This window comes from Caulobacter mirabilis (genome assembly GCF_002749615.1).
GTDB classification, from domain to species: Bacteria; Pseudomonadota; Alphaproteobacteria; order Caulobacterales; family Caulobacteraceae; genus Caulobacter; species Caulobacter mirabilis.
This window is the reverse complement of the sequence record NZ_CP024201.1, coordinates 1,922,468-1,940,417: the sequence shown is the minus strand read 5'-3', so window position 1 is coordinate 1,940,417 and position 17,950 is coordinate 1,922,468. Positions and strand designations below refer to the sequence as shown.

Below are 17,950 nucleotides of genomic sequence, written 5' to 3'. Positions count from 1 at the left end.
TCGCTTTCTGCTGCCGGCTCAAGCTATAGGCCTGAGCAACGCGAGTTTCATCAGAGGGTTCAGCTTGGCCGATCAGTCGTCAGTCGAATGGGAAGATCGCATCCTGCAGGGCGAATTCGAAGCCATTCCGCACAATCTCCCGTTCAGGACCGCCTTCCGGCTGGCCTACCTGATCGACGGCTACGAAACCGCCGGCGGCTTCGAAGCCCTGGCCGACATCGCCAACACGACGCGGACGGTGGCCGCGGCGAACCAGCTGTGGGTCGGCGACGCCAGGACGCTGTGGCTGACCCTGTTCTTCGAACAACGCCGCGTCCGTCATCCCGGCCAACGTCCTGAGGCCGCCGAACTCGCCCTGCTGGACCGCCTGACCGAGGCCCTGCGCACGGCCCTGGTCGCGATTCCGGCGGACGAGCGCTCCGTCTTCCTGTCGTCCTTCAAGCTTACATCCTGAACACGCCGAAGGTGGTCTCCGGCACGGGCGCGTTCAGGCTGGCCGAGATGGCCAGGCCCAGGACGTCCCGGGTCTGGACGGGATCGATCACCCCGTCGTCCCAGCCGCGGGCCGTGGCGTAGTAGGGGTTGCCCTCGTCCTCATACTTCTGGCGGACGGGGGCCTTGAAGGCCTCCTCCTGCTCCGGCGTCCACTTGCCGGCGTCGCGGTGGACGGTGGCCAGGACCGAAGCCGCCTGCTCGCCGCCCATCACGCTGATGCGGCTGTTGGGCCAGGTGAACATGAAGCGCGGGCTGTAGGCGCGGCCGCACATGCCGTAGTTGCCGGCCCCGAAGCTGCCGCCGATGAGGACGGTGAACTTGGGCACGTTCGCGGACGCCACGGCGGTGACCATCTTGGCCCCGTCCTTGGCGATGCCGCCGGCCTCGTACTTGCCGCCGACCATGAAGCCCGAGATGTTCTGCAGGAAGACCAGCGGGATGCGCCGCTTGCAGGCCAGCTCGATGAAGTGGGCCGCCTTCAGGGCGCTTTCGGAGAACAGCACGCCGTTGTTGGCCAGGATGGCGACCGGATAGCCCCAGATGCGGGCGAAGCCGGTGACCAGGGTCGTCCCGTACAGCGGCTTGAACTCGTCGAACTCGCTGCCGTCGACCAGCCGGGCGATGACCTCGCGCACGTCGTAGGGCGCGCGGACGTCCTGCGGGACGATGCCGTACAGCTCCTGGGGGTCGTACCTGGGCGGGACCGGCTCGCGGACGTCGATGTCCAGCCGCTTGGTGGTGTTCAGGTTGGCGACGATCGAGCGGACGATCTCCAGCGCATGCTCGTCGTTGGCGGCGACATGGTCGACCACGCCGCTGCGCCGGCCGTGGACGTCGGCGCCGCCCAGGTCGGTCGCCGAGATGACCTCGCCCGTGGCGGCCTTCACCAGCGGCGGACCGGCCAGGAAGATGGTGCCCTGGCTCTCCTCGCCCGCGCCGCGGACGATCACCGTCTCGTCGCTCATCGCCGGGACATAGGCGCCGCCGGCGGTGCAGGAGCCCATGACGCAGGCGATCTGGCTGATCCCCTCGGCGCTCATCCGGGCCTGATTGTAGAAGATGCGGCCGAAATGCTCGCGGTCGGGGAAGACCTCGGCCTGGTGCGGCAGGTTCGCGCCGCCGCTGTCGACCAGATAGACGCAGGGCAGACGGTTCTGCAGCGCGATCTCCTGCGCGCGCAGGTGCTTCTTGACCGTCATCGGATAGTAGGCGCCGCCCTTCACCGTGGCGTCGTTGGCCACGATCATGACCTCGCGGCCCGAGACCCGGCCGATGCCGGTGATGATCCCGGCCGAGGGCGCGCCGTCCTCGTACATGCCGTGGGCGGCCAGCTGGCCGACCTCCAGGAACGGCGAGCCGGGATCCAGCAGCCGCTCGACCCGCTCTCGGGGCAGCAGCTTGCCGCGGCTGGAATGCCGCTGGCGAGAGCTCTCGGGGCCGCCCAGTGCGGCCTTGGCGACATTCTGGCGAAGTTCTTCCGCAAGCGCCTCGTTCACCGCAAGGTTTTTGCGGAAGCCCTCGGACTTGGGGTCAACGGTTGTGCTCAGTCTCGGCATGCGGGAGGCATAGCCTGTTCCGCCGCCCGCCGGAAGCGGCCCCGCGTCCGTCTAGAGCAGATCGCAGCTGGCGGTCAGCTTGATCTCCGACGCGCCGCCGACAGGATGGACGACCTCGGCGCAGCGATAGGCGTGGGCCTGGCTCGTGCCCTCGTAGCCCGCGGTGCGGATGACCAGCTGCGTCTCTCCCCGCTTGAGATAGGGATGCCCCCTGAAGACCACTTCGCCGGCGTCGAACAGGCAGCGGCGCTCGCCGCGCAGGCCCACCGTGTCCCCGCCGTCGCCCGCCAGGGTCAGGTCGAGGCAGATCGGCAGACGGCTCCTCACCAGCTGCGCGTGCGCCGCCGGCGTCAGCTCCAGCTTGACGGTCACATGGGGCGAGATGCGCAGCGTCAGGGCCAGGACGACGACGGCGATCAGGGCGACGGCCGACAGGGTCAGCAGCAGCGGACGCCGGGTGGCGGCGCGCAGGATATCTTGGAGTTTCAAGAGCTTCACTCGGGCGGGGGTCCCTGCCCTATGCGCCCCAAGGCGTGAAGCGAATGTCAACGGCCTGTACGTTTCACCGTCCGCGCGAACCCGGGGCGCTCACCACTTTCGGAGGTTCGTCCGCAGGCGGTTTTCACAAGCGCCGACTCGCGCCGGCTGATAACTTTCCGCCTCGTGGGGAAGCCCGGCCGACACCGAGACGAGACCGCCCTGGAGCGGATGTTCGCGCTGGAGCGCCTGAGCGGCGCGGCGCGTTGGTTCTCGCTGCCCGGCGGGGCCCACCTCTACGACGCCGGCGAGGCGGCCTCCGAGCTCTACCTGGTCCAGGCCGGCCGGCTGGGCGCGTTCCGCCGCGAGGAGGGTCAGGAGCGCCAGTTTCTGGGCGTGATCCGCCCCGGGGAGCCGGCCGGCGAGATGGCCCTGATCGCCGGCACGCCCCATTCCGGCCAGGTCGTCGCCCTGCGCGATTCCGAGATCCTGGCCCTGTCCCGCGACGACTTCTTCGCCGCCGCCGAGGCTGATCCGGCGGTGATGACCGAACTGGCCCGGCTGATGATCCTGCGCACCCGCCAGGCGGCCGGCCAGGCGTCGCTGGGCGAGCCCTCGGTCTACGGCTTCATCGCCGCCGGGCCCGGCCGCAAGATCCGCCCGCTGGTCGAGAAGATCGCGCTGGAGATCGCGCGCCAGGACCATTCGGTGACCGTGGTCGGGTCGGAGGCGGCCAACGCCCCCACCGAGTGGTTCTCCAACACTGAGGCCGACTACGACTACGTCCTCTACGCCGCCGAACACGCCGACGACGGCTGGAAATCGACCGTCGGCCGCCAGGTCGACCGCATCTTCTGGGTGGGGCACGGCGACCGCCCGCCGCCGGCGACCGTCGAGGCCTACGCCTCCGAGCCGCTGCAGGAGCAGCAGCTGGTCGACCTGATCCTGATCCAGCGCAACGACTGTCGGCGGCCGCAGGGCTCCGACGCCTGGCTGGACGCCGCCCGGGCCACGCGGCTGTTCCACCTGCGCGAGGGACTGCCCGCCGACGTGGCCCGGATCGCGCGGGTCCTGACCGGCCGGTCGGTGGGCCTGGTGCTGTCCGGCGGCGGCGCCCGGGCCTACGCCCACATCGGCGCCATCCGGGCGCTGCGGGAGCGCGGCGTGCCGATCGACTTCGTCGGCGGGGCCTCGATGGGCGCCATCGTCGCCGCCGCCCTGGCCATGGGCTGGGACCAGGCGGAGATGGAGCGCCGCATCGGCCAGGCCTTCGTCGAGAGCAGCCCGCTGGACGACATCGCCATCCCCCTGATCGCCATGACCCTGGGCCTGAAGGTCCAGGCGCGGCTGCACGAGCATTTCGGCGAGACCCGGATCGAGGATCTGTGGCTGCCGTTCTTCTGCGTGTCCTCGAACCTGACCACGGGCGGCTACCAGCTCCATCGCCGGGGCAAGGCGCGCAAGGCGTTGCGGGCGACCATCGCCCTGCCCGGCGTCATGCCGCCGGCCGTCGACGGCGACGACGTCCTGGTCGACGGGGCGGTGATGAAGAACTTCCCGGCCGACATCATGCGCAGCCTGCAGCGCGGACCGATCGTCGGCGTCGACGTCACCCGGGGCCGCAGCATCACCGCCGACGACGTCGCCCGCCCGGCCAGCGTCTGGCGCTGGCTGCTGTCCGGCGAGTGGCGCAAGGGTCCGCCGATCGTCGGCCTGCTGATGCGCGCCGCCACGGTGACCATCGGCCGCGACCTGATCGCCGCCCGCGAGGCCACCGACCTGCTGATCCTGCCCAAGGTCGAGGCCATCGACATGCGCGACTGGAAGGCCTACGGCCCCGCCGTCGAGGCCGGCTACCGGGCCACTCTCGAGGCCCTGGACCGGCTGGACCATCCGGTGACGGAACTCCGACGACGGAAGGGGTAGGCGCCACACGCACTCCCACTTTACCCCGTCATCCTCGCGCTCGTCGCGAGGCCCCATGAACACGGCGGGCGGCAACGTCCCGCCTTCCCGTCCGCTTCACCCGGCATAGGTCCTCGCGACGAGCGCGAGGATGACGGATTGAGGGACAGGTTCCCGCAGGGTGCGCGCCCCCCAAGCGGAGCGACGGACGCCTTAGGCTCTAGGCGGCTCGTCGCGTTCGGCGATCTCCTTGAGGATCCGCCCCAGGCCGGCGTCGAGCCGGCGCTGTTTGAGGTCGGCCGCGCCGGTCGCCAGCCAGGCGGCCGCGGACAGCAGGACCAGGGTCCAGAACCCCAGGAAGAACAGGACCCAAAGATAGTGGCCGTGACTGTAGTCTCCCCAGCGCGCGCTCTTGATCGTCCAGAAGGCGATCGTCTGAGCAACGGGCCTGGCCGCTTCGGGCGCCAGGATCATCCAGACCAGCATCGCCAGGATACCGAGGCCGACCAGGCCCAGCACAGCCGCCCAGATGTGGAACGCCCTGCGGTCGACGCGGGCGGGATCGTTCCGAAGCGTCCAGCCGGCGAAGTCTCCGAGCCCGGCGCGCTCCGAAGGCCGCTCCGTCACCGCTTGACCGCCACCATGAACAGGCGCGGGAACGGGAACAGGGTCACCCCGTCGGCGCGCGGCGGGAAGGCCTTGGCGATCCGGGCGCGGAACTCGGCCAGGAATGCGTCGCACAGCGGCTGCTCGGTCAGGACGTCGAGGTAGGGCCGCAGGGCGGTGCCGTACATCCAGTCGACCACCGGGTCCTCGCCCTCCAGGACGTGGAGATAGGTGGTGGTCCAGATGTCGATGTCGCCGCACTGGCCGGCCAGCCAGCCATAGTAGTCGGCCAGCGGCGGGGTCGGCCGGATCAGCCGCGCCTCGGCCGTATGGCTGGCCCAGGCGCCCTCCACGGCGGTCTCGCGCAGAATGCGGTGGTGCTCGGTCTCCCAGGCCATCGGCATCTGGCAGGCGAAGACGCCGCCGGGGGCCATCTTCCCGACCAGCGCGGGGATCAGGTCCTGGTGGTCCGGCAGCCATTGCAGCGTGGCGTTGGTGAAGACCAGGTCCGGCGCGACGGCCGGGGCCCAGTCCTCGACCCCCGACAGGACCCAGTCGACCCGGGCGTCGCGCTTCTTCGCCTTGGCCAGCATCTCGGGGCTGGAGTCGAGGCCGTGGACGTTGGCCTGCGGATGACGGGCGGCCAGCAGGGCGGCGTGCTCGCCGGTGCCGCAGCCGAGGTCCCAGATCTCGCGGTACTCGCGCTGGGGCAACTGGACCATCAGGTCCAGGGCCGGCCGGTCGCGATAGGTCTTGTAGCGCTCGTAGACGACGGGATCCCAACTCGGCATGACGCGCTTTCCTACCTCCGTCTTGAATCCCACGCTCATCGTGCATTCATGCACGGACGTGCATAGGACCACCATGACCAACTTGACCTTCCAGAGCCTCCGCGCCCTCGCCCCGCTGATCGCGGCCGGCCTGCTCGCCGCGCCCGCCGTGGCCCAGACGCCGACGGCGACGATCGAGCCCGGCTGGTGGGAAAGCACCAACACCGCCTCGATGGTCATCAGCAAGACCGAGCGTGAGCGCCGCTGCATCACGCCCGAGGACGTCGACAAGATCCTCAACGGCCGGATCAACCGCCACTACACCTGCACCTATCCGGAGAAGCGGGTCGCCGACGGCAAGATGTACTTCAAGGGGACCTGCGTGGATAAGCGCGGCCGCCAGGTGAACGTCACCGCCACCGGCGCCTATTCGCCGACCGCCTTCAACCTCGACGCCAAGCTGTCGGGCCGCTACGGCGGCATCCCGATCTCGGCCACCGCCAGCACTTCGGCCAAGCGGCTCGGAGACAGCTGCCCGGCCAAGGTGCAGAAACTGAAGTAGGGGGTTTGCGTCCTTGCGGAACGGACCCATATTGGAGGTCCTGTTCAACAGCTGAAAGGAGGTGACCACGTGTCTCATCGTATGAGCCCTCGGTCGCAACGCATGACCTGGTCTTCCGCCAACGCGGGGGTCTGCGCCTGATCAGCGCGTAGCGTTATAGCCGCGACCGCGGCACGACGATGGAAAGGCCGCCGGGCGCCCGGCGGCCTTTCGCATGTCTGGGGAGGACGATAGGTTCGCCGCATGAAATTCGGTCCCGGCTGGCTAGACCCCTTCGAGCGCTCGCCCTCCTCCCTGCGCTTCGAGCTCGGCGGGGAGCTGTTCCCGAACCAGACCCAGCCGGTGGCCCGCTTCTCTCAGGCCTACGACCGGGCGCGCGCCGTCGCCGACCACGTCTTCGCCTCGTCGTCGCGCCTCGTCGGCGTGGTGCTATGGTTCGACGACGATGCAGGACTGGCGGGACAGCCGCGCCCTCCGGGGCTCGTTTCCCTGCGCGCCGCCGGTTTCGAGACCGGCGCTCCCATCGCGACCTGGGACGAGGTCCCGCCGTGGCTGAGGGATGTGGAGGACGAGGATGTCGCCGGCCACTGGGCCGCGTATGACCTGTCCCGCCGTGACCAGCGGGACGTCCTCCTCTGGTGCGCGATCAGCGACGAGATGTCGATCGGTCCCGACGCGGCGGTCACCAGCTACATCGTGGATCCCGACGCGAACTTGGCCCTCCACGTCTACGACGATCGTGGCATGGACCTCATCGGCCTGACACCGGACACGGTCAGGGACGCCTACGGTCGCTTCGACGGCTGGCTTCTGGACTACGACCGGCCCCGCATGCGCAGGATTTTCGAGACGTCGGCAGGCTGAGCCCGGCCCCGCTAGTGTTTCGTCACATGCTCGGGCTTGCCCTTGCGCGGCGTGTGGGCGAGCGCCTCCAGCTCCTTCTCGGTCATCGACTCGAGCATAGACTTCGATGCGCCCTTCAGCTTCGACTTGGGCGTGTCGCCGCGCTTGGCGGACAGGGCCGCGCCTGCGGCCTTCTGCTGGGCGGCGGACTTGGCGGGCATGGGGCTCTCCTTCCCGTGGGGACAGCCCAAGGCAAGGTAACGGCGGGCGCGCCCGGCCCGTTCCCGCTCAAAACCCGACGCAGGCCTGCCGCCGGACCAGCATCACCGCCTCCTGGCGGAAGCGGGTCTTGTAGGCGGCGCGGACGGCGTCGAGCCGGGCGGGCTCGTCCGACGCGCCGGACAGCACCAGCATCAAGGCCTTGCTGGGCTCGTGGACGACCGTCCCGCCCTCGCCGCGCCACTGGCCGGCGGCGTCGAGCACCGTCAGGCCGTCGGGAAAGCGCGGCGTGACCTCCTCGTCGAGGAACCGCCGCCAGTCGCCCTCGGAGACGCCCAGATCCGCGCCGATATTGCGGCCGAAGTAGAGCTCGGCCGTCTGACGCGATTGCAGGCCGGCGGGACAGGCTGAACCGCCCTGCCCCGTCGTCGCGCAGGCGCCGAGGAGGAGCAGCGCTGGCAAGACACAGGCAAAGCGCATCAGCGCACCATCTCGATGGCGATGCCGAGATCGACAACCGTCCAGGCCCGATCAGCGGTGACGGCCGTCGCGCCGCGCTGCTCGGCGAGCACCAGGCAGGCGCGATCCGCCAGAGACAGTCCCGCAGGAGCGGTGCGCCTGTGGAGCAGGCCCGTTCGTTGCGCCTGATCGAGATCGTAGTTCACCACATTGATGGCCAGGGTCGACCACAGCGCGAGCGCGTCGCGCTCGTCGTAACCCCGCTGCACGAGCTTGGCCGTCACCTCGGCGGCATTGACGGCCGACATATGGCTCCCGGCGATACGGGGCCCGACCGCCTCGCCGCCTGGTTCGCGGAACAGAAACGCCAGCAGCGCCGAGGAATCGAGCACGTCACTCACGCGCCGCTTCCGCGCGGCGCTCGGCGATCAGTTCGTCGACCACGTCTTCCTCGTTCGGCGCCAGCTTCGAGAGTTGGTCCTGCACGCGGCGCAAGGCCCGCTGCTGCGACGTGATGACGACGCCGTCCTCGGTATGTCGGAAGACCACCGCGTCCCCCTCCTCGAACCCGAAGGCCCGGAGCATCTCCACCGGAAGCTGAACGCCGTTGTCGGCCTGGACGTCGGCGAACCAGCGGCCATCGTCCAAGGGTCGCGCCGTGGAAGCGGCGGCGTCGACGCCCAGCAGGCCTGCCGCGGTCACCGCCCCACCGGTCGCCGCCTCGATCTTTCGGGCCAGCTCCGGCGAAGGACGCGACTTTCCCTGCGCGACGCGTGAAACCTGGGCGTGGGACGCGCCGACGCGGCGCGCGATCTCCGCCAGCGCGCCGCGCCTGTCTCGGGCAAGTTTACCGAGCGCGTTCATGCAAGAAAGATAGCCAATCTTGCATCATATGCAAGATTATCCCCCGACCAGCTCGCGGCCGATCAGGAAGCGGCGGATCTCGTTGGTGCCGGCGCCGATGTCGTAGAGCTTGGCGTCGCGCAGGTAGCGCTCGACCGGCCATTCGCGGGTGTAGCCCGCGCCGCCCAGGGCCTGGATGGCCTCCGCGGCGACCTTCATGGCGTTCTCGCTGGCCAGCAGGATGGCGCCGGCGGCGTCGAAACGGGTGGTCAGGCCGGCGTCGCAGGCCTTGGCCACGGCGTAGACATAGGCCCGGGCCGAGTTCAGCGCGACGTACATGTCGGCCACCTTGCCCTGCATCAGCTGGAAGGAGCCGATCGGCTTGCCGAACTGCTTGCGGTCGCGGACGTAGGGCAACACCACGTCCAGGCAGGCCTGCATGATGCCCAGCGGCCCGGCCGAGAGCACGGCGCGCTCGTAGTCGAGCCCGCTCATCAGCACCCCGACGCCGCCATTGAACGGCCCCATGATGTTCTCTTCGGGGACCTCGCAGTCCTCGAACACCAGCTCGGCGGTGTCCGAGCCGCGCATGCCCATCTTGTCGAGCTTCTTGGAGACGCTGAAGCCCTTCATCCCCTTCTCGATCAGGAAGGCGGTGATGCCGCGGCTGCCCTCGTCCGGGCAGGTCTTGGCGTAGACCACCAGGGTGTCGGCGTGGGGGGCGTTGGTGATCCAGAACTTGGTGCCGTTCAGGACGTAGACGTCGCCGCGCTTGTCGGCGCGCAGCTTCATCGAGACCACGTCCGAGCCGGAGCCGGCCTCGCTCATCGCCAGCGAGCCGACATGCTCGCCGCTGATCAGCTTGGGCAGGTAGCGCTGCTTCTGTTCGGGCGAGGCCCAGCGGCGGATCTGGTTGATGCAGAGGTTGGAGTGGGCGCCGTAGCTGAGGCCGATCGAGGCCGAGGCCCGGCTGACCTCCTCCATGGCCACGACGTGTTCGAGATAGCCCAGGCCCAGGCCGCCGAACTCTTCCTCGACGGTGATGCCGTGCAGGCCGAGGTCGCCCATCTCGGGCCACAGCTCGCGGGGGAAATGGTTGTCGCGGTCGATCTGGGCCGCCATCGGCGCGATGCGGTCGGCGGCGAATCGGGCGGTGGTTTCGCGAATGGCGTCGGCGGTCTCGCCGAGGCCGAATTCCATGGCAGGTCCGGTCATGCGCGGTGGATTAGCACGGAGGCTTCGCGGCGCCACGCACGATCATCCTTCCGGAAACGAGAACGCCCCGCGGGCTTCGCGGCCGCGGGGCGTCCGACCGGGCGGGGCCGGTCGCCGTCGGGCCTGAATCAGGCCCGCGGTTCTCTCTCGTCCTGATGCTCTTCGTCGTCTTCTATGGGGGCGTCGGCAAGGGTCTTAAGGAAAAAGTAAATCGTAAGTCCGACCAGCGCCATACCGATCAGCGATATCGCCATGCCAATAACGGGCGGTCCGGACAGGCCGTCGCCCGCCCGCGCGCCGATCGTCCAGTAGACGCCGCCGGCGAACAGGCCGAGGCCCGCCGCCGCCAGGGCGAACAGCGGCAGGCCGCGGATGCGCGCCGGCTCGGTCGGCGTGACCGCCAGAGCCGGGTCGAGGTCGCGGGCCAGGCTGGCGTACTCGTCCTCGCGCACCAGGCGGCGGACATAATCCTCGCTGACCAGGGCCTGGGTCGGGCCGCCGGCGGCGACGTCCCCGACGGCGACGTCGAACAGGCCGGGCGTGTCGTCGGCGATCGGCTCGGGCGCGTCGATCCGGAACGCGTCGCGCGGCGCGGTCTCGATGCTCGCCTCCGGCGCCGGGGTCAGGACGAAGTCCTGCGCCCCGCCCTCATGGACCACGAAGGCCGGCGGCGGCGGCGGCGGCGCGGCGGCGAAGGCCGGGCCGTCGGGGACGGTGATCGGCGGATGCTCCGGCTCCGCGGCCGGCGCCGGAGCGGAGACCTCCTGCGGCTCGTCCGGGAAGATCTGCGCCAGCTGCAGGTTCAGATTGGCCGCCGCCGTCTCGGTGGCCAGCGGACCGGGAACCGGAACGGGCGGCGCGATCGGCCGCGGCTGGACGGCGGCGTCGCGCTCGGCGACGACCTTGTTTCCCACGGTCGTGGTCACCACCGGCGTCGGGGTTTCGCGCGGCACGGCGTTGACCGCGTCGTAGTCGACCTTGGGCCGCAGGATCGGCGACGGCGCCGGCACCCAGCCGTTGGCCGGGGTCAGGAACAGGGTCTTCTCCGCCGATCGGCGGCGGACCAGGGCGTCGATGACGATCCGCTCGCCCTCGAAGTCGGCCTTGCGCCACATCTCCATGGCGCAGGCGGCCTGCAGCAGCTGTCCTTCGTTGACCCGGCGCAGCACGGAGGAACGACGGAAATTCTCCACCCCGACGTTGAAGGTGAAGGCGCAGAGGGCGTCGAACTGATTCTGGGTCAGCGGGGTGAAGACCTGCTCGTTCACCGCATGGGCGACGTTGATCAGGTCGTACATCAGCAGGGCCTCGGCGTCGGGCTCCGACACCTCGGCGCCCTCGCGCGCGGTCAGGGTATGGCCGTAGCCGATCGTCCAGCGTCCATCGGGAAGCTGGGCGGCCTTGCGACGATACCCCTCGAACGTCTTGATCAGTTCGATGGCGGCGCGGGAGACCTGTTGGCGGGGTTTCATCGGCCTTGGTGATCCGAATTGAGACAGCTAGGGCGTTGGTTCACCCCACTCCCGCAAGACGGGCGCCGCTTTCAATTCAGAGCAGAAGCACCCCGGCGAGACCGAGGAATGACAGGAAGCCCATGAAGTCGGTGGTGAAGGTCACGAACACCGACGAGGACACCGCCGGATCGCGATCCAGCTTGTCCAGGGTCAGGGGCACCAGGATGCCGGCCAGGGCGGCGACGAACAGGTTGATGATCAGGGCCAGGCCGATGGTCAGGCACAGCTTCCAGTCCTGGAACACCGCGAAGGTCGCCACGCCCATGATCACGGCCAGCACGCCGCCGTTGACCAGGCCCACGGCCATCTCGCGCAGCACGATACGGACGGCGTTGGCGGCGTTCAGCTCGCGGCTGGCCAAGGCGCGGACCGCCACGGCCAGGGTCTGGGTGCCGGCGTTGCCGCCCAGCGAGGCGACCACCGGCATCAGGATGGCCAGGGTGACCAGCTGGGCGATCTCCTCCTGGAAGGCGCCGATGACGCTGGCGGCGGTCGCCGCGGTCAAGGTGTTGACCACCAGCCACGGCAAGCGCGACCTGGCCACGTCCCAGACGCCGGCGTCGCGGCCCGCGTCGCTCACGCCGGCCAGGGCCAGGATGTCCTCCTCGCCCTCCTCCTGGATGACCCCGACGATGTCGTCGACGGTGATCTGGCCGACCAGCCGGCCGCCGGCGTCGACCACGGGCGCGCTGATCAGGTGGTACTTGTTGAAGGTGTAGCCGACCTCTTCCTGGTCCATGTCGACGGTGATCTCGGTCACCGGCTCCATGATCTCGGCCAGGCTGGTCTCGCGCTTGGCCCGCAGCAGGGTGCTGACCGGCGCCGCGCCGATCGGGCGATAGGCGGGGTCGACGATATAGACGTCGAAGAACAGCTCCGGCAGGTCGTCGCCGGCGTTGCGGACATGGTCGATGGTCTGGCCGACGGTCCAGAACTGCGGCGCGGCCAGCACCTCGCGCTGCATCAGGCGGCCGGCGGTCTCGTCTTCATAGGACAGCGAGGCTTCGACGGCGGCGCGGTCGTCGGCGTCCATGGCCGCCAGCACCTGGGCCCGCTTCTCGCCCTCCAGGTCGTCGACGACGTCGGCGGCGTCGTCCGAATCGAGCTCTTCCAGGGCCTTGGCCAGAGCGGTCGGATGGACGGTCTCCAGCACCTCCTCGCGGAGGTTGTCGTCCAGTTCCGAGATGACCTCGGCCAGGGTCTCCGAATCCAGGCAGGGCACGACTTCTTCGCGGTAGTCCGCCGTGAGGAAGCCCATCAGGTCGGCGACGTCTTCCGATCGCAGCGCCCCGACCAGCTCGCGCAGCCGTTCGGCGTCGCCGCGATCGGCCGCGTCGATCACCTTGCGCACATATTCGGGGTTCAGGGCGTAGTCGTCGCCAAGCGCGAGATCCTCGAGATCCTCGGGGGTCTCGTCGTGGTCCACGAAATGCTTGGAAGCGCGGGAAGGCTCCTCGTTCAGGTCGGCGTGTTCCCGGGTCATTTCGGGGCCTCCTGAACGAGAAGAGTTTCCTTAGAGCCCGTTAGAGCCCTGATTCACTGGTGCGGTCGAGAAGACTCGAACTTCCACTCCGGTTAGGGAACAGCGACCTCAACGCTGCGCGTCTACCAATTCCGCCACGACCGCTCGTGGTGAGGCGCGGGGGTTAGCAAAAGCCGTGCGCGAAGGGAAGAGGCAGTTTTGCCCTGCCCCGCTTCCCCTGTGGAAGAACAGACCATCCCCGCGACCAGGCTCAACGCCCCGCGCCGCCCTTGGACACCGCCGCATGGTCGATGCTGAAGGCCCGCGACATCCGCCACTGGCCGTCGGGGTCGAGCTTCCAGAGCAGCGAGAATCGGGCGCGGCCGACCAGCGACTCGGCGCCGGCGCCCTTGCGTTCGTAGAAGAGGTGCGTCCCCTCCTCCACCGCCCCGAAGCCGGGGATCGGGTAGACCTTCATCGACCCGGGAACCAGTTCGCGCCGCGAGCGCCAGGCGTCCGGGGCGAGCTTGGCCTGGCAGCTGCGGCGGTAGTCCTCGACGAAGACCGCCCGCGAGGCCATCCGGCCGCCCTTGTCATGGTAAAATTCCATGTCCGGCGTGACGAGGTCCGCCAGGGTCTGGGGCTCGCAGCGGTCGAACATCGTCCCGAACAGGGCCGCATCCCGCTCGGCGATGACCTTCTCGAGCACCGCCCCTTCCGGGATCTTCACGGCCTCGGCCGGAGCCGCGGCGAGCAGGAACAAGGACGACAGGGCGACGGAGAACATGCGCGGGCCTCCGCCGTCAGAGGCGACGGCGCGGGGAGCCTGTGCCTCGCCCTAGAAGATGTCCCGTGAATTCGGCGTCATGGCGAACCAGGAGCCAGGGACATGTTCGCGCAGCGTACGTGTCCCCCGAACGTGTAGGTCGGGGACACGCACCGCTTCGCGGAGCATGTCCCCTCGGCTACAGCCGGTCCCCTCGTCCCAGCGGGTCCGGCAGCGGCTCGTCGGCGCCGACGAACCGCAGGCTCACCGAGTTGATGCAGTAGCGCAGCCCCGTCGGCGGCGGGCCGTCGGGGAAGACGTGGCCCTGGTGACTGCCGCAGCGCGCGCAGACCGTCTCGATGCGGACCATGCCGTAGCTGGTGTCGCGGATCGCCCCGACATGGGTTTCGTCGAAGGGGGCGTAGAAGCTGGGCCAGCCGGTGCCGCTCTCGAACTTGGTCTCGAAGCGGAACAGCGGCAGGCCGCACAGCCGGCAGCAGTAGGCGCCCGGCCGTTTCTCGCCGAGCAGGCCGCCGCAGAACGGGGCCTCGGTGCCATGGTGCAGCAGGACGTCCGCCTCTTCCGGCGTCAGGTCGGCCTCCAGCCGCTGGCGCTCGGGTTCGGTGGGCGGGGTGAGGTCGAAACCGGAGGGCGATCGGGTCATGGACATAATCTAGGCTCCGCAGGCGTCCGGCGAAAGCCGGCGGCGACCAACAAGACCCAGACCGACATGACGAAGGCTTAAGTTGCTTTCCCCGCTCGCCTGCCGCCCAGTGGCGTCGACCGGGAGTTCCCTTGAACCGTACGCTCCACCCCCTGATCGCCGCCGCCGCGCTGCTGATCGCCGTCCAGGCCCAGGCGGCCTGCCTGCCCATCGAACGCGGCGACGGCGACACGCCGATCGTCCTGGCCAAGGTCGACGGCCAGGGCCCGTTCGCCTTCGTCCTCGACACCGCCGCCAGCGGCAGCACGGTCGACCCGGCCCTGGCCGAACAGCTGAAGGCGCCGCGCGACGCGGCGACCGAGACGGCCGAAGGCCTGGGCGGCCCGATGGACGTGCGCCTGCACCGCATCGCCAGTTTCCAGGCCGGGCCGGCCGCGATCCGCGATTTCACCGCCCCGGCGATTCCCGCCCCCGCCTTCGAGAGCCACCCGGTTCGCGGGCTGGCCGGAATCGACCTGTTCGGACAGTCGCTGGCGGTCTGGACCCCAAACGCGGCCTGCGTCGACCTGCGCGCCGCGGGCGCCGCGCCCGGCGACGGCTGGCGCCGGGTCGAGGCCAACTGGATCCGGCCCTGGAAGGTCATGCTGCCCATCCGTGTCGGCGAGGTCGAGGGCTGGGGCCTGCTCGACACCGGCGCGCAATGGACCGTGCTCAACCCGGCCTTCGCCGCCCGGCTGGGCCTGCAGGCCGGTTCGCCGCGCCTGAGGCCGGCCGGCGAGATCAGCGGCGTCGACGGCCGCCCCATGCCGCTGTCCGCGGCCGAGGTGTCCGCCGTATCCGTCGGCGCCTGGCGTTGGGACGCCAGGACGCTGCGGACCGGCGACCTGCCGGTGTTCGCCCGGCTGGGCGACCCGACCCAGCCCCTCGCGGTCATCGGCATCGACTGGCTGAAGGATGCGAGCTTCGCCGTCGACTATCGCGACGCTGTCGTCTGGCAGCGCTAGCCTTTCCCCGTCCCTAGAGAGGAACCGACATGATCATCACCACGACCCCGACCGTCGCCGAGCGCCCGACCGTCCAGACCCTGGGCGTCGTCGCCGGCGAGGCGATCATCGGCGCGCACATCTTCAAGGATCTGTTCGCCGGCATCCGCGACATCGTCGGCGGCCGGGCCGGCAGCTATGAGAACACCCTGCGCGAGGCGCGCGACACGGCCCAGCGCGAGATGATCGAAGCCGCCCAGGCCCTGGGCGCCGACGCGGTGGTCGGCGTCGACTTCGACTACGAGACCCTGGGCGCCGACAACGGCATGCTGATGGTCGCCGCCACCGGCACGGCGGTGAAACTGGGCTGATCCCGGACGGTCCGGCGTTCCGGAGACGGGGCGCCGGTTCCGCAGCGGAATGACGCCACGACGCGTCTTCCGGGACGTTGCCAAGACCGGCCAGGGCGTTTAACCCGCGCGGAAAGACTTATGCGCAAGGGACGTCGGGCGGCCTATGTTCTCGAAAATTCTGATCGCCAACCGGGGTGAAATCGCGGTGCGGGTCATCAAGACCTGCCGCCGGCTGGGGATCAAGACGGTGGTGGTCTACTCCGAGGCCGACGCCGACAGTCTGGCCGTCGAGATGGCCGACGAGTCGGTGTTCATCGGCCCCGCCCCCGCGGCCCAGTCCTACCTGGTCGCCGACAAGATCATCGAGGCCTGCAAACAGACCGGCGCCCAGGCGGTGCACCCGGGTTTCGGCTTCCTGTCCGAGAACGCCGGCTTCGCCCAGCGCTGCGCCGACGAGGGCGTCGTCTTCATCGGGCCGAACCCGGGCGCCATCCAGGCCATGGGCGACAAGATCGAGTCCAAGAAGTTCGCCGAGAAGGCCGGCGTGAGCTGCGTCCCCGGTCATATCGGCGAGATCGACGACACCGCCCACGCCGTCCGCATCTCCGAGGAGATCGGCTATCCGGTGATGATCAAGGCGTCGGCCGGCGGCGGCGGCAAGGGCATCCGCGTCGCCCACAATCGTCAGGACGTCGAGGAAGGCTTCCCGGCCGTCCGCGCCGAGGCCAAGGCCAGCTTCGGCGACGATCGGATCTTCATCGAGAAGTTCATCACCAGCCCGCGCCACATCGAGATCCAGGTGCTGGGCGACAAGCACGGCCACGTCGTGCACCTGTTCGAGCGCGAATGCTCGATCCAGCGCCGGAACCAGAAGGTCATCGAGGAAGCGCCGTCCCCGCTGCTCGACGAGAAGACCCGCGCCGAGATGGGCGCCCAGGCCGTCGCCCTGGCCCAGGCCGTCGGCTACGACAGCGCCGGCACCGTCGAGTTCGTCGCCGGCCAGGACAAGAGCTTCTACTTCCTGGAGATGAACACCCGCCTGCAGGTCGAGCATCCGGTCACCGAGCTGATCACCGGTCTGGACCTGGTCGAGCAGATGATCCGTTCGGCCTACGGCGAGCCGCTCGCGTTCAAGCAGGACGACCTGAAGATCAACGGCTGGGCCATCGAGAGCCGGATCTACGCCGAGGATCCCTACCGCAAGTTCCTGCCGTCGATCGGCCGCCTGGTCAGGTACGACCCGCCCGCCGAAGGCGAGCGGGAGACCTACAGGGTCCGCAACGACGCCGGCGTCCGCGAGGGCGACGAGATCTCGATGTACTACGACCCGATGATCTCCAAGCTCTGCACCTGGGCGCCGACCCGGATCGAGGCGATCGACGGCATGGCCCGCGCGCTGGAGGACTTCTACATCGAGGGCCTGGGCCAGAACGTGCCATTCCTGGCCGCGGTCATGGACCAGGAGCGCTTCCGCTCCGGCGCGCTGGCCACCAGCTACATCGCCGACGAGTTCCCCGAGGGCTTCGCCGGGACGGCGCCGACCGCCCTGCAGACCGACATCATGACCGCCGCGGGCGTGGCCATGCACCGCCTGCTCGCCGCCCGCGCCGGCGGCGCCCCGCGCCGCGAATGGACGGTGCTGGTGGGCCATGACAGCCGCGTGGTCGCGGTCGACGAGACCGACGGCGTGCTGAGCCTCTACCTCGCGGGCGAAGACCGCACCCTGACGCTGGACGACGTGGTCTGGCTGCCGGGCCGGCCGCAGTTCAAGGGCGCGCTGAACGGCGTTCCCTTCACCGTCGACGTGGCCCCGGCCGCCGAGGGCTTCGTGATCCGCCACCGCGCCGCCAAGCGCAAGGTGCTGGTCCTGACCGCCCGCTCGGCCGAGCTGCACGGCAAGCTGCCCGAGAAGGCGGCGGCCGACACCTCGAAGATGATCATCTCGCCGATGCCGGGCCTGATCGTCTCGATGGACGTCGAAGTCGGCCAGACGGTGCGCGAGGGCGAGATCGTCTGCGTCATCGAGGCGATGAAGATGCAGAACATCATCCGCGCCGAGAAGGAGGCCGTCGTGAAGACCGTCTCGGCCAAGGCCGGCGACAGCGTCGCCGCCGACGAGGTGCTGGTCGAGTTCGCCTAGAGGGCGGCCCCTCCGCCGGTTCGAGAATCCCTCCGAGGTCCTCTCGGAGGGATTTTTCGTTGATCCCTCATGACTTTCGCAGAACCGCGCGCTCGCCTAAATAGAACCGACTGTCCCC

20 protein-coding genes and 1 tRNA gene are annotated in these 17,950 nt (G+C 69.6%); 7 read left to right on the top strand and 14 right to left on the bottom strand.

The features are described from left to right. Positions 1 to 64: 64 nt before the first annotated feature. Complete coding sequence (locus CSW64_RS09525) at positions 65 to 454, top strand: hypothetical protein (RefSeq protein WP_099621882.1); 390 nt, start codon at positions 65 to 67, stop codon at positions 452 to 454. On the opposite strand, the gene CSW64_RS09520 is transcribed toward CSW64_RS09525, so the two are convergent. Both CSW64_RS09520 and CSW64_RS09515 read right to left on the bottom strand, forming a co-directional pair. Beyond that, positions 444 to 2,051, bottom strand: a complete 1,608-nt coding sequence (locus CSW64_RS09520) for a carboxyl transferase domain-containing protein (RefSeq protein ID WP_099621881.1) — start codon at positions 2,049 to 2,051, stop codon at positions 444 to 446. The two genes, CSW64_RS09525 and CSW64_RS09520, sit on opposite strands and share 11 nt — an antisense overlap. A gap of 51 nt (positions 2,052 to 2,102) precedes the next feature. Further along, complete coding sequence (locus tag CSW64_RS09515) at positions 2,103 to 2,540, bottom strand: hypothetical protein (protein WP_150131368.1); 438 nt, start codon at positions 2,538 to 2,540, stop codon at positions 2,103 to 2,105. 219 nt (positions 2,541 to 2,759) lie between these two features. Here CSW64_RS09515 and CSW64_RS09510 point away from each other — a divergent pair, with 219 nt between their 5' ends. Further along, a complete protein-coding gene (locus tag CSW64_RS09510) occupies positions 2,760 to 4,454 on the top strand; it encodes a patatin-like phospholipase family protein (RefSeq protein ID WP_099621879.1) in 1,695 nt (564 codons plus the stop codon). A 192-nt stretch (positions 4,455 to 4,646) separates the two neighbouring features. On the opposite strand, the gene CSW64_RS09505 is transcribed toward CSW64_RS09510, so the two are convergent. Together CSW64_RS09505 and CSW64_RS09500 are read right to left on the bottom strand one after the other, a co-directional pair. After that, positions 4,647 to 5,060, bottom strand: a complete 414-nt coding sequence (locus tag CSW64_RS09505; protein ID WP_099621878.1) for a hypothetical protein — start codon at positions 5,058 to 5,060, stop codon at positions 4,647 to 4,649. Next, the gene (locus tag CSW64_RS09500; protein ID WP_099621877.1) at positions 5,057 to 5,830 is read right to left on the bottom strand and encodes a methyltransferase domain-containing protein; all 774 of its coding nucleotides are present in this window, start codon (positions 5,828 to 5,830) and stop codon (positions 5,057 to 5,059) included. Before CSW64_RS09500 ends, CSW64_RS09505 begins: the two co-directional genes overlap by 4 nt. 73 nt (positions 5,831 to 5,903) lie before the next feature. Here CSW64_RS09500 and CSW64_RS09495 point away from each other — a divergent pair, with 73 nt between their 5' ends. Both CSW64_RS09495 and CSW64_RS09490 read left to right on the top strand, forming a co-directional pair. Then, positions 5,904 to 6,371, top strand: coding sequence for a DUF3617 domain-containing protein (locus tag CSW64_RS09495; RefSeq protein WP_172448504.1), 468 nt, complete (start codon positions 5,904 to 5,906; stop codon positions 6,369 to 6,371). Positions 6,372 to 6,614: 243 nt separating this feature from the next. Then, positions 6,615 to 7,235: a DUF3885 domain-containing protein gene (locus CSW64_RS09490; protein WP_099621875.1), complete on the top strand. Its 621-nt coding sequence runs from the start codon at positions 6,615 to 6,617 to the stop codon at positions 7,233 to 7,235. An 11-nt stretch (positions 7,236 to 7,246) separates the two neighbouring features. Here CSW64_RS09490 and CSW64_RS09485 read toward each other — a convergent pair whose 3' ends face one another. The 10 genes from CSW64_RS09485 to msrB all read right to left on the bottom strand — a co-directional run bounded on the left by CSW64_RS09485 (position 7,247) and on the right by msrB (position 14,356). After that, positions 7,247 to 7,435: a DUF3008 family protein gene (locus CSW64_RS09485; protein WP_099621874.1), complete on the bottom strand. Its 189-nt coding sequence runs from the start codon at positions 7,433 to 7,435 to the stop codon at positions 7,247 to 7,249. Between the two features lie 67 nt (positions 7,436 to 7,502). Further along, positions 7,503 to 7,913 carry a DUF3574 domain-containing protein gene (locus tag CSW64_RS09480; protein WP_099621873.1) on the bottom strand — a complete coding sequence of 137 codons (411 nt, stop codon included), beginning with the start codon at positions 7,911 to 7,913 and terminating at the stop codon, positions 7,503 to 7,505. Further along, positions 7,913 to 8,293: a type II toxin-antitoxin system VapC family toxin gene (locus CSW64_RS09475; protein WP_099621872.1), complete on the bottom strand. Its 381-nt coding sequence runs from the start codon at positions 8,291 to 8,293 to the stop codon at positions 7,913 to 7,915. The genes CSW64_RS09480 and CSW64_RS09475 overlap by 1 nt, the downstream gene beginning before the upstream one ends. Further along, positions 8,286 to 8,756 (bottom strand): helix-turn-helix domain-containing protein, encoded by a 471-nt coding sequence (locus CSW64_RS09470; protein WP_099621871.1) that lies wholly within the window; start codon positions 8,754 to 8,756, stop codon positions 8,286 to 8,288. The genes CSW64_RS09475 and CSW64_RS09470 overlap by 8 nt, the downstream gene beginning before the upstream one ends. Before the next feature lie 36 nt (positions 8,757 to 8,792). After that, a complete protein-coding gene (locus tag CSW64_RS09465; protein WP_172448503.1) occupies positions 8,793 to 9,950 on the bottom strand; it encodes an isovaleryl-CoA dehydrogenase in 1,158 nt (385 codons plus the stop codon). 128 nt (positions 9,951 to 10,078) lie between these two features. After that, entirely contained in the window at positions 10,079 to 11,422 is a 1,344-nt protein-coding gene (locus CSW64_RS09460; protein WP_099621869.1) for a glycoside hydrolase family protein, read from the bottom strand. A gap of 76 nt (positions 11,423 to 11,498) precedes the next feature. Next, a complete protein-coding gene (gene mgtE, locus CSW64_RS09455) occupies positions 11,499 to 12,947 on the bottom strand; it encodes a magnesium transporter (protein WP_099621868.1) in 1,449 nt (482 codons plus the stop codon). A gap of 57 nt (positions 12,948 to 13,004) precedes the next feature. Beyond that, a tRNA-Leu gene (locus tag CSW64_RS09450) sits at positions 13,005 to 13,091 on the bottom strand. 106 nt (positions 13,092 to 13,197) lie between these two features. After that, positions 13,198 to 13,713: a nuclear transport factor 2 family protein gene (locus tag CSW64_RS09445; protein ID WP_099621867.1), complete on the bottom strand. Its 516-nt coding sequence runs from the start codon at positions 13,711 to 13,713 to the stop codon at positions 13,198 to 13,200. A 178-nt stretch (positions 13,714 to 13,891) separates the two neighbouring features. Next, a complete protein-coding gene (gene msrB / locus CSW64_RS09440) occupies positions 13,892 to 14,356 on the bottom strand; it encodes a peptide-methionine (R)-S-oxide reductase MsrB (protein ID WP_425430368.1) in 465 nt (154 codons plus the stop codon). A 131-nt stretch (positions 14,357 to 14,487) separates the two neighbouring features. Here msrB and CSW64_RS09435 point away from each other — a divergent pair, with 131 nt between their 5' ends. The 3 genes from CSW64_RS09435 to CSW64_RS09425 all read left to right on the top strand — a co-directional run bounded on the left by CSW64_RS09435 (position 14,488) and on the right by CSW64_RS09425 (position 17,832). Next, complete coding sequence (locus CSW64_RS09435; RefSeq protein ID WP_099621865.1) at positions 14,488 to 15,360, top strand: retroviral-like aspartic protease family protein; 873 nt, start codon at positions 14,488 to 14,490, stop codon at positions 15,358 to 15,360. A 29-nt stretch (positions 15,361 to 15,389) separates the two neighbouring features. Continuing rightward, the gene (locus tag CSW64_RS09430) at positions 15,390 to 15,710 is read left to right on the top strand and encodes a heavy metal-binding domain-containing protein (RefSeq protein WP_099621864.1); all 321 of its coding nucleotides are present in this window, start codon (positions 15,390 to 15,392) and stop codon (positions 15,708 to 15,710) included. A 145-nt stretch (positions 15,711 to 15,855) separates the two neighbouring features. Further along, positions 15,856 to 17,832: an acetyl-CoA carboxylase biotin carboxylase subunit gene (locus tag CSW64_RS09425; protein WP_099621863.1), complete on the top strand. Its 1,977-nt coding sequence runs from the start codon at positions 15,856 to 15,858 to the stop codon at positions 17,830 to 17,832. The last annotated feature ends 118 nt before the right edge of the window (positions 17,833 to 17,950 follow it).

What these genes read in the sequence shown, in the direction of transcription:
- CSW64_RS09520 (WP_099621881.1), bottom strand. Translation starts at nt 2,051, where the DNA reads ATGCCGAGACTGAGCACAACCGTTGACCCCAAGTCCGAGGGCTTCCGC.
- CSW64_RS09510 (WP_099621879.1), top strand. Translation starts at nt 2,760, where the DNA reads ATGTTCGCGCTGGAGCGCCTGAGCGGCGCGGCGCGTTGGTTCTCGCTG.
- CSW64_RS09500 (WP_099621877.1), bottom strand. Translation starts at nt 5,830, where the DNA reads ATGCCGAGTTGGGATCCCGTCGTCTACGAGCGCTACAAGACCTATCGC.
- CSW64_RS09495 (WP_172448504.1), top strand. Translation starts at nt 5,904, where the DNA reads ATGACCAACTTGACCTTCCAGAGCCTCCGCGCCCTCGCCCCGCTGATC.
- CSW64_RS09490 (WP_099621875.1), top strand. Translation starts at nt 6,615, where the DNA reads ATGAAATTCGGTCCCGGCTGGCTAGACCCCTTCGAGCGCTCGCCCTCC.
- CSW64_RS09485 (WP_099621874.1), bottom strand. Translation starts at nt 7,435, where the DNA reads ATGCCCGCCAAGTCCGCCGCCCAGCAGAAGGCCGCAGGCGCGGCCCTG.
- CSW64_RS09480 (WP_099621873.1), bottom strand. Translation starts at nt 7,913, where the DNA reads ATGCGCTTTGCCTGTGTCTTGCCAGCGCTGCTCCTCCTCGGCGCCTGC.
- CSW64_RS09470 (WP_099621871.1), bottom strand. Translation starts at nt 8,756, where the DNA reads ATGAACGCGCTCGGTAAACTTGCCCGAGACAGGCGCGGCGCGCTGGCG.
- CSW64_RS09465 (WP_172448503.1), bottom strand. Translation starts at nt 9,950, where the DNA reads ATGACCGGACCTGCCATGGAATTCGGCCTCGGCGAGACCGCCGACGCC.
- CSW64_RS09460 (WP_099621869.1), bottom strand. Translation starts at nt 11,422, where the DNA reads ATGAAACCCCGCCAACAGGTCTCCCGCGCCGCCATCGAACTGATCAAG.
- mgtE (WP_099621868.1), bottom strand. Translation starts at nt 12,947, where the DNA reads ATGACCCGGGAACACGCCGACCTGAACGAGGAGCCTTCCCGCGCTTCC.
- CSW64_RS09445 (WP_099621867.1), bottom strand. Translation starts at nt 13,713, where the DNA reads ATGTTCTCCGTCGCCCTGTCGTCCTTGTTCCTGCTCGCCGCGGCTCCG.
- msrB (WP_425430368.1), bottom strand. Translation starts at nt 14,356, where the DNA reads ATGACCCGATCGCCCTCCGGTTTCGACCTCACCCCGCCCACCGAACCC.
- CSW64_RS09430 (WP_099621864.1), top strand. Translation starts at nt 15,390, where the DNA reads ATGATCATCACCACGACCCCGACCGTCGCCGAGCGCCCGACCGTCCAG.
- CSW64_RS09425 (WP_099621863.1), top strand. Translation starts at nt 15,856, where the DNA reads ATGTTCTCGAAAATTCTGATCGCCAACCGGGGTGAAATCGCGGTGCGG.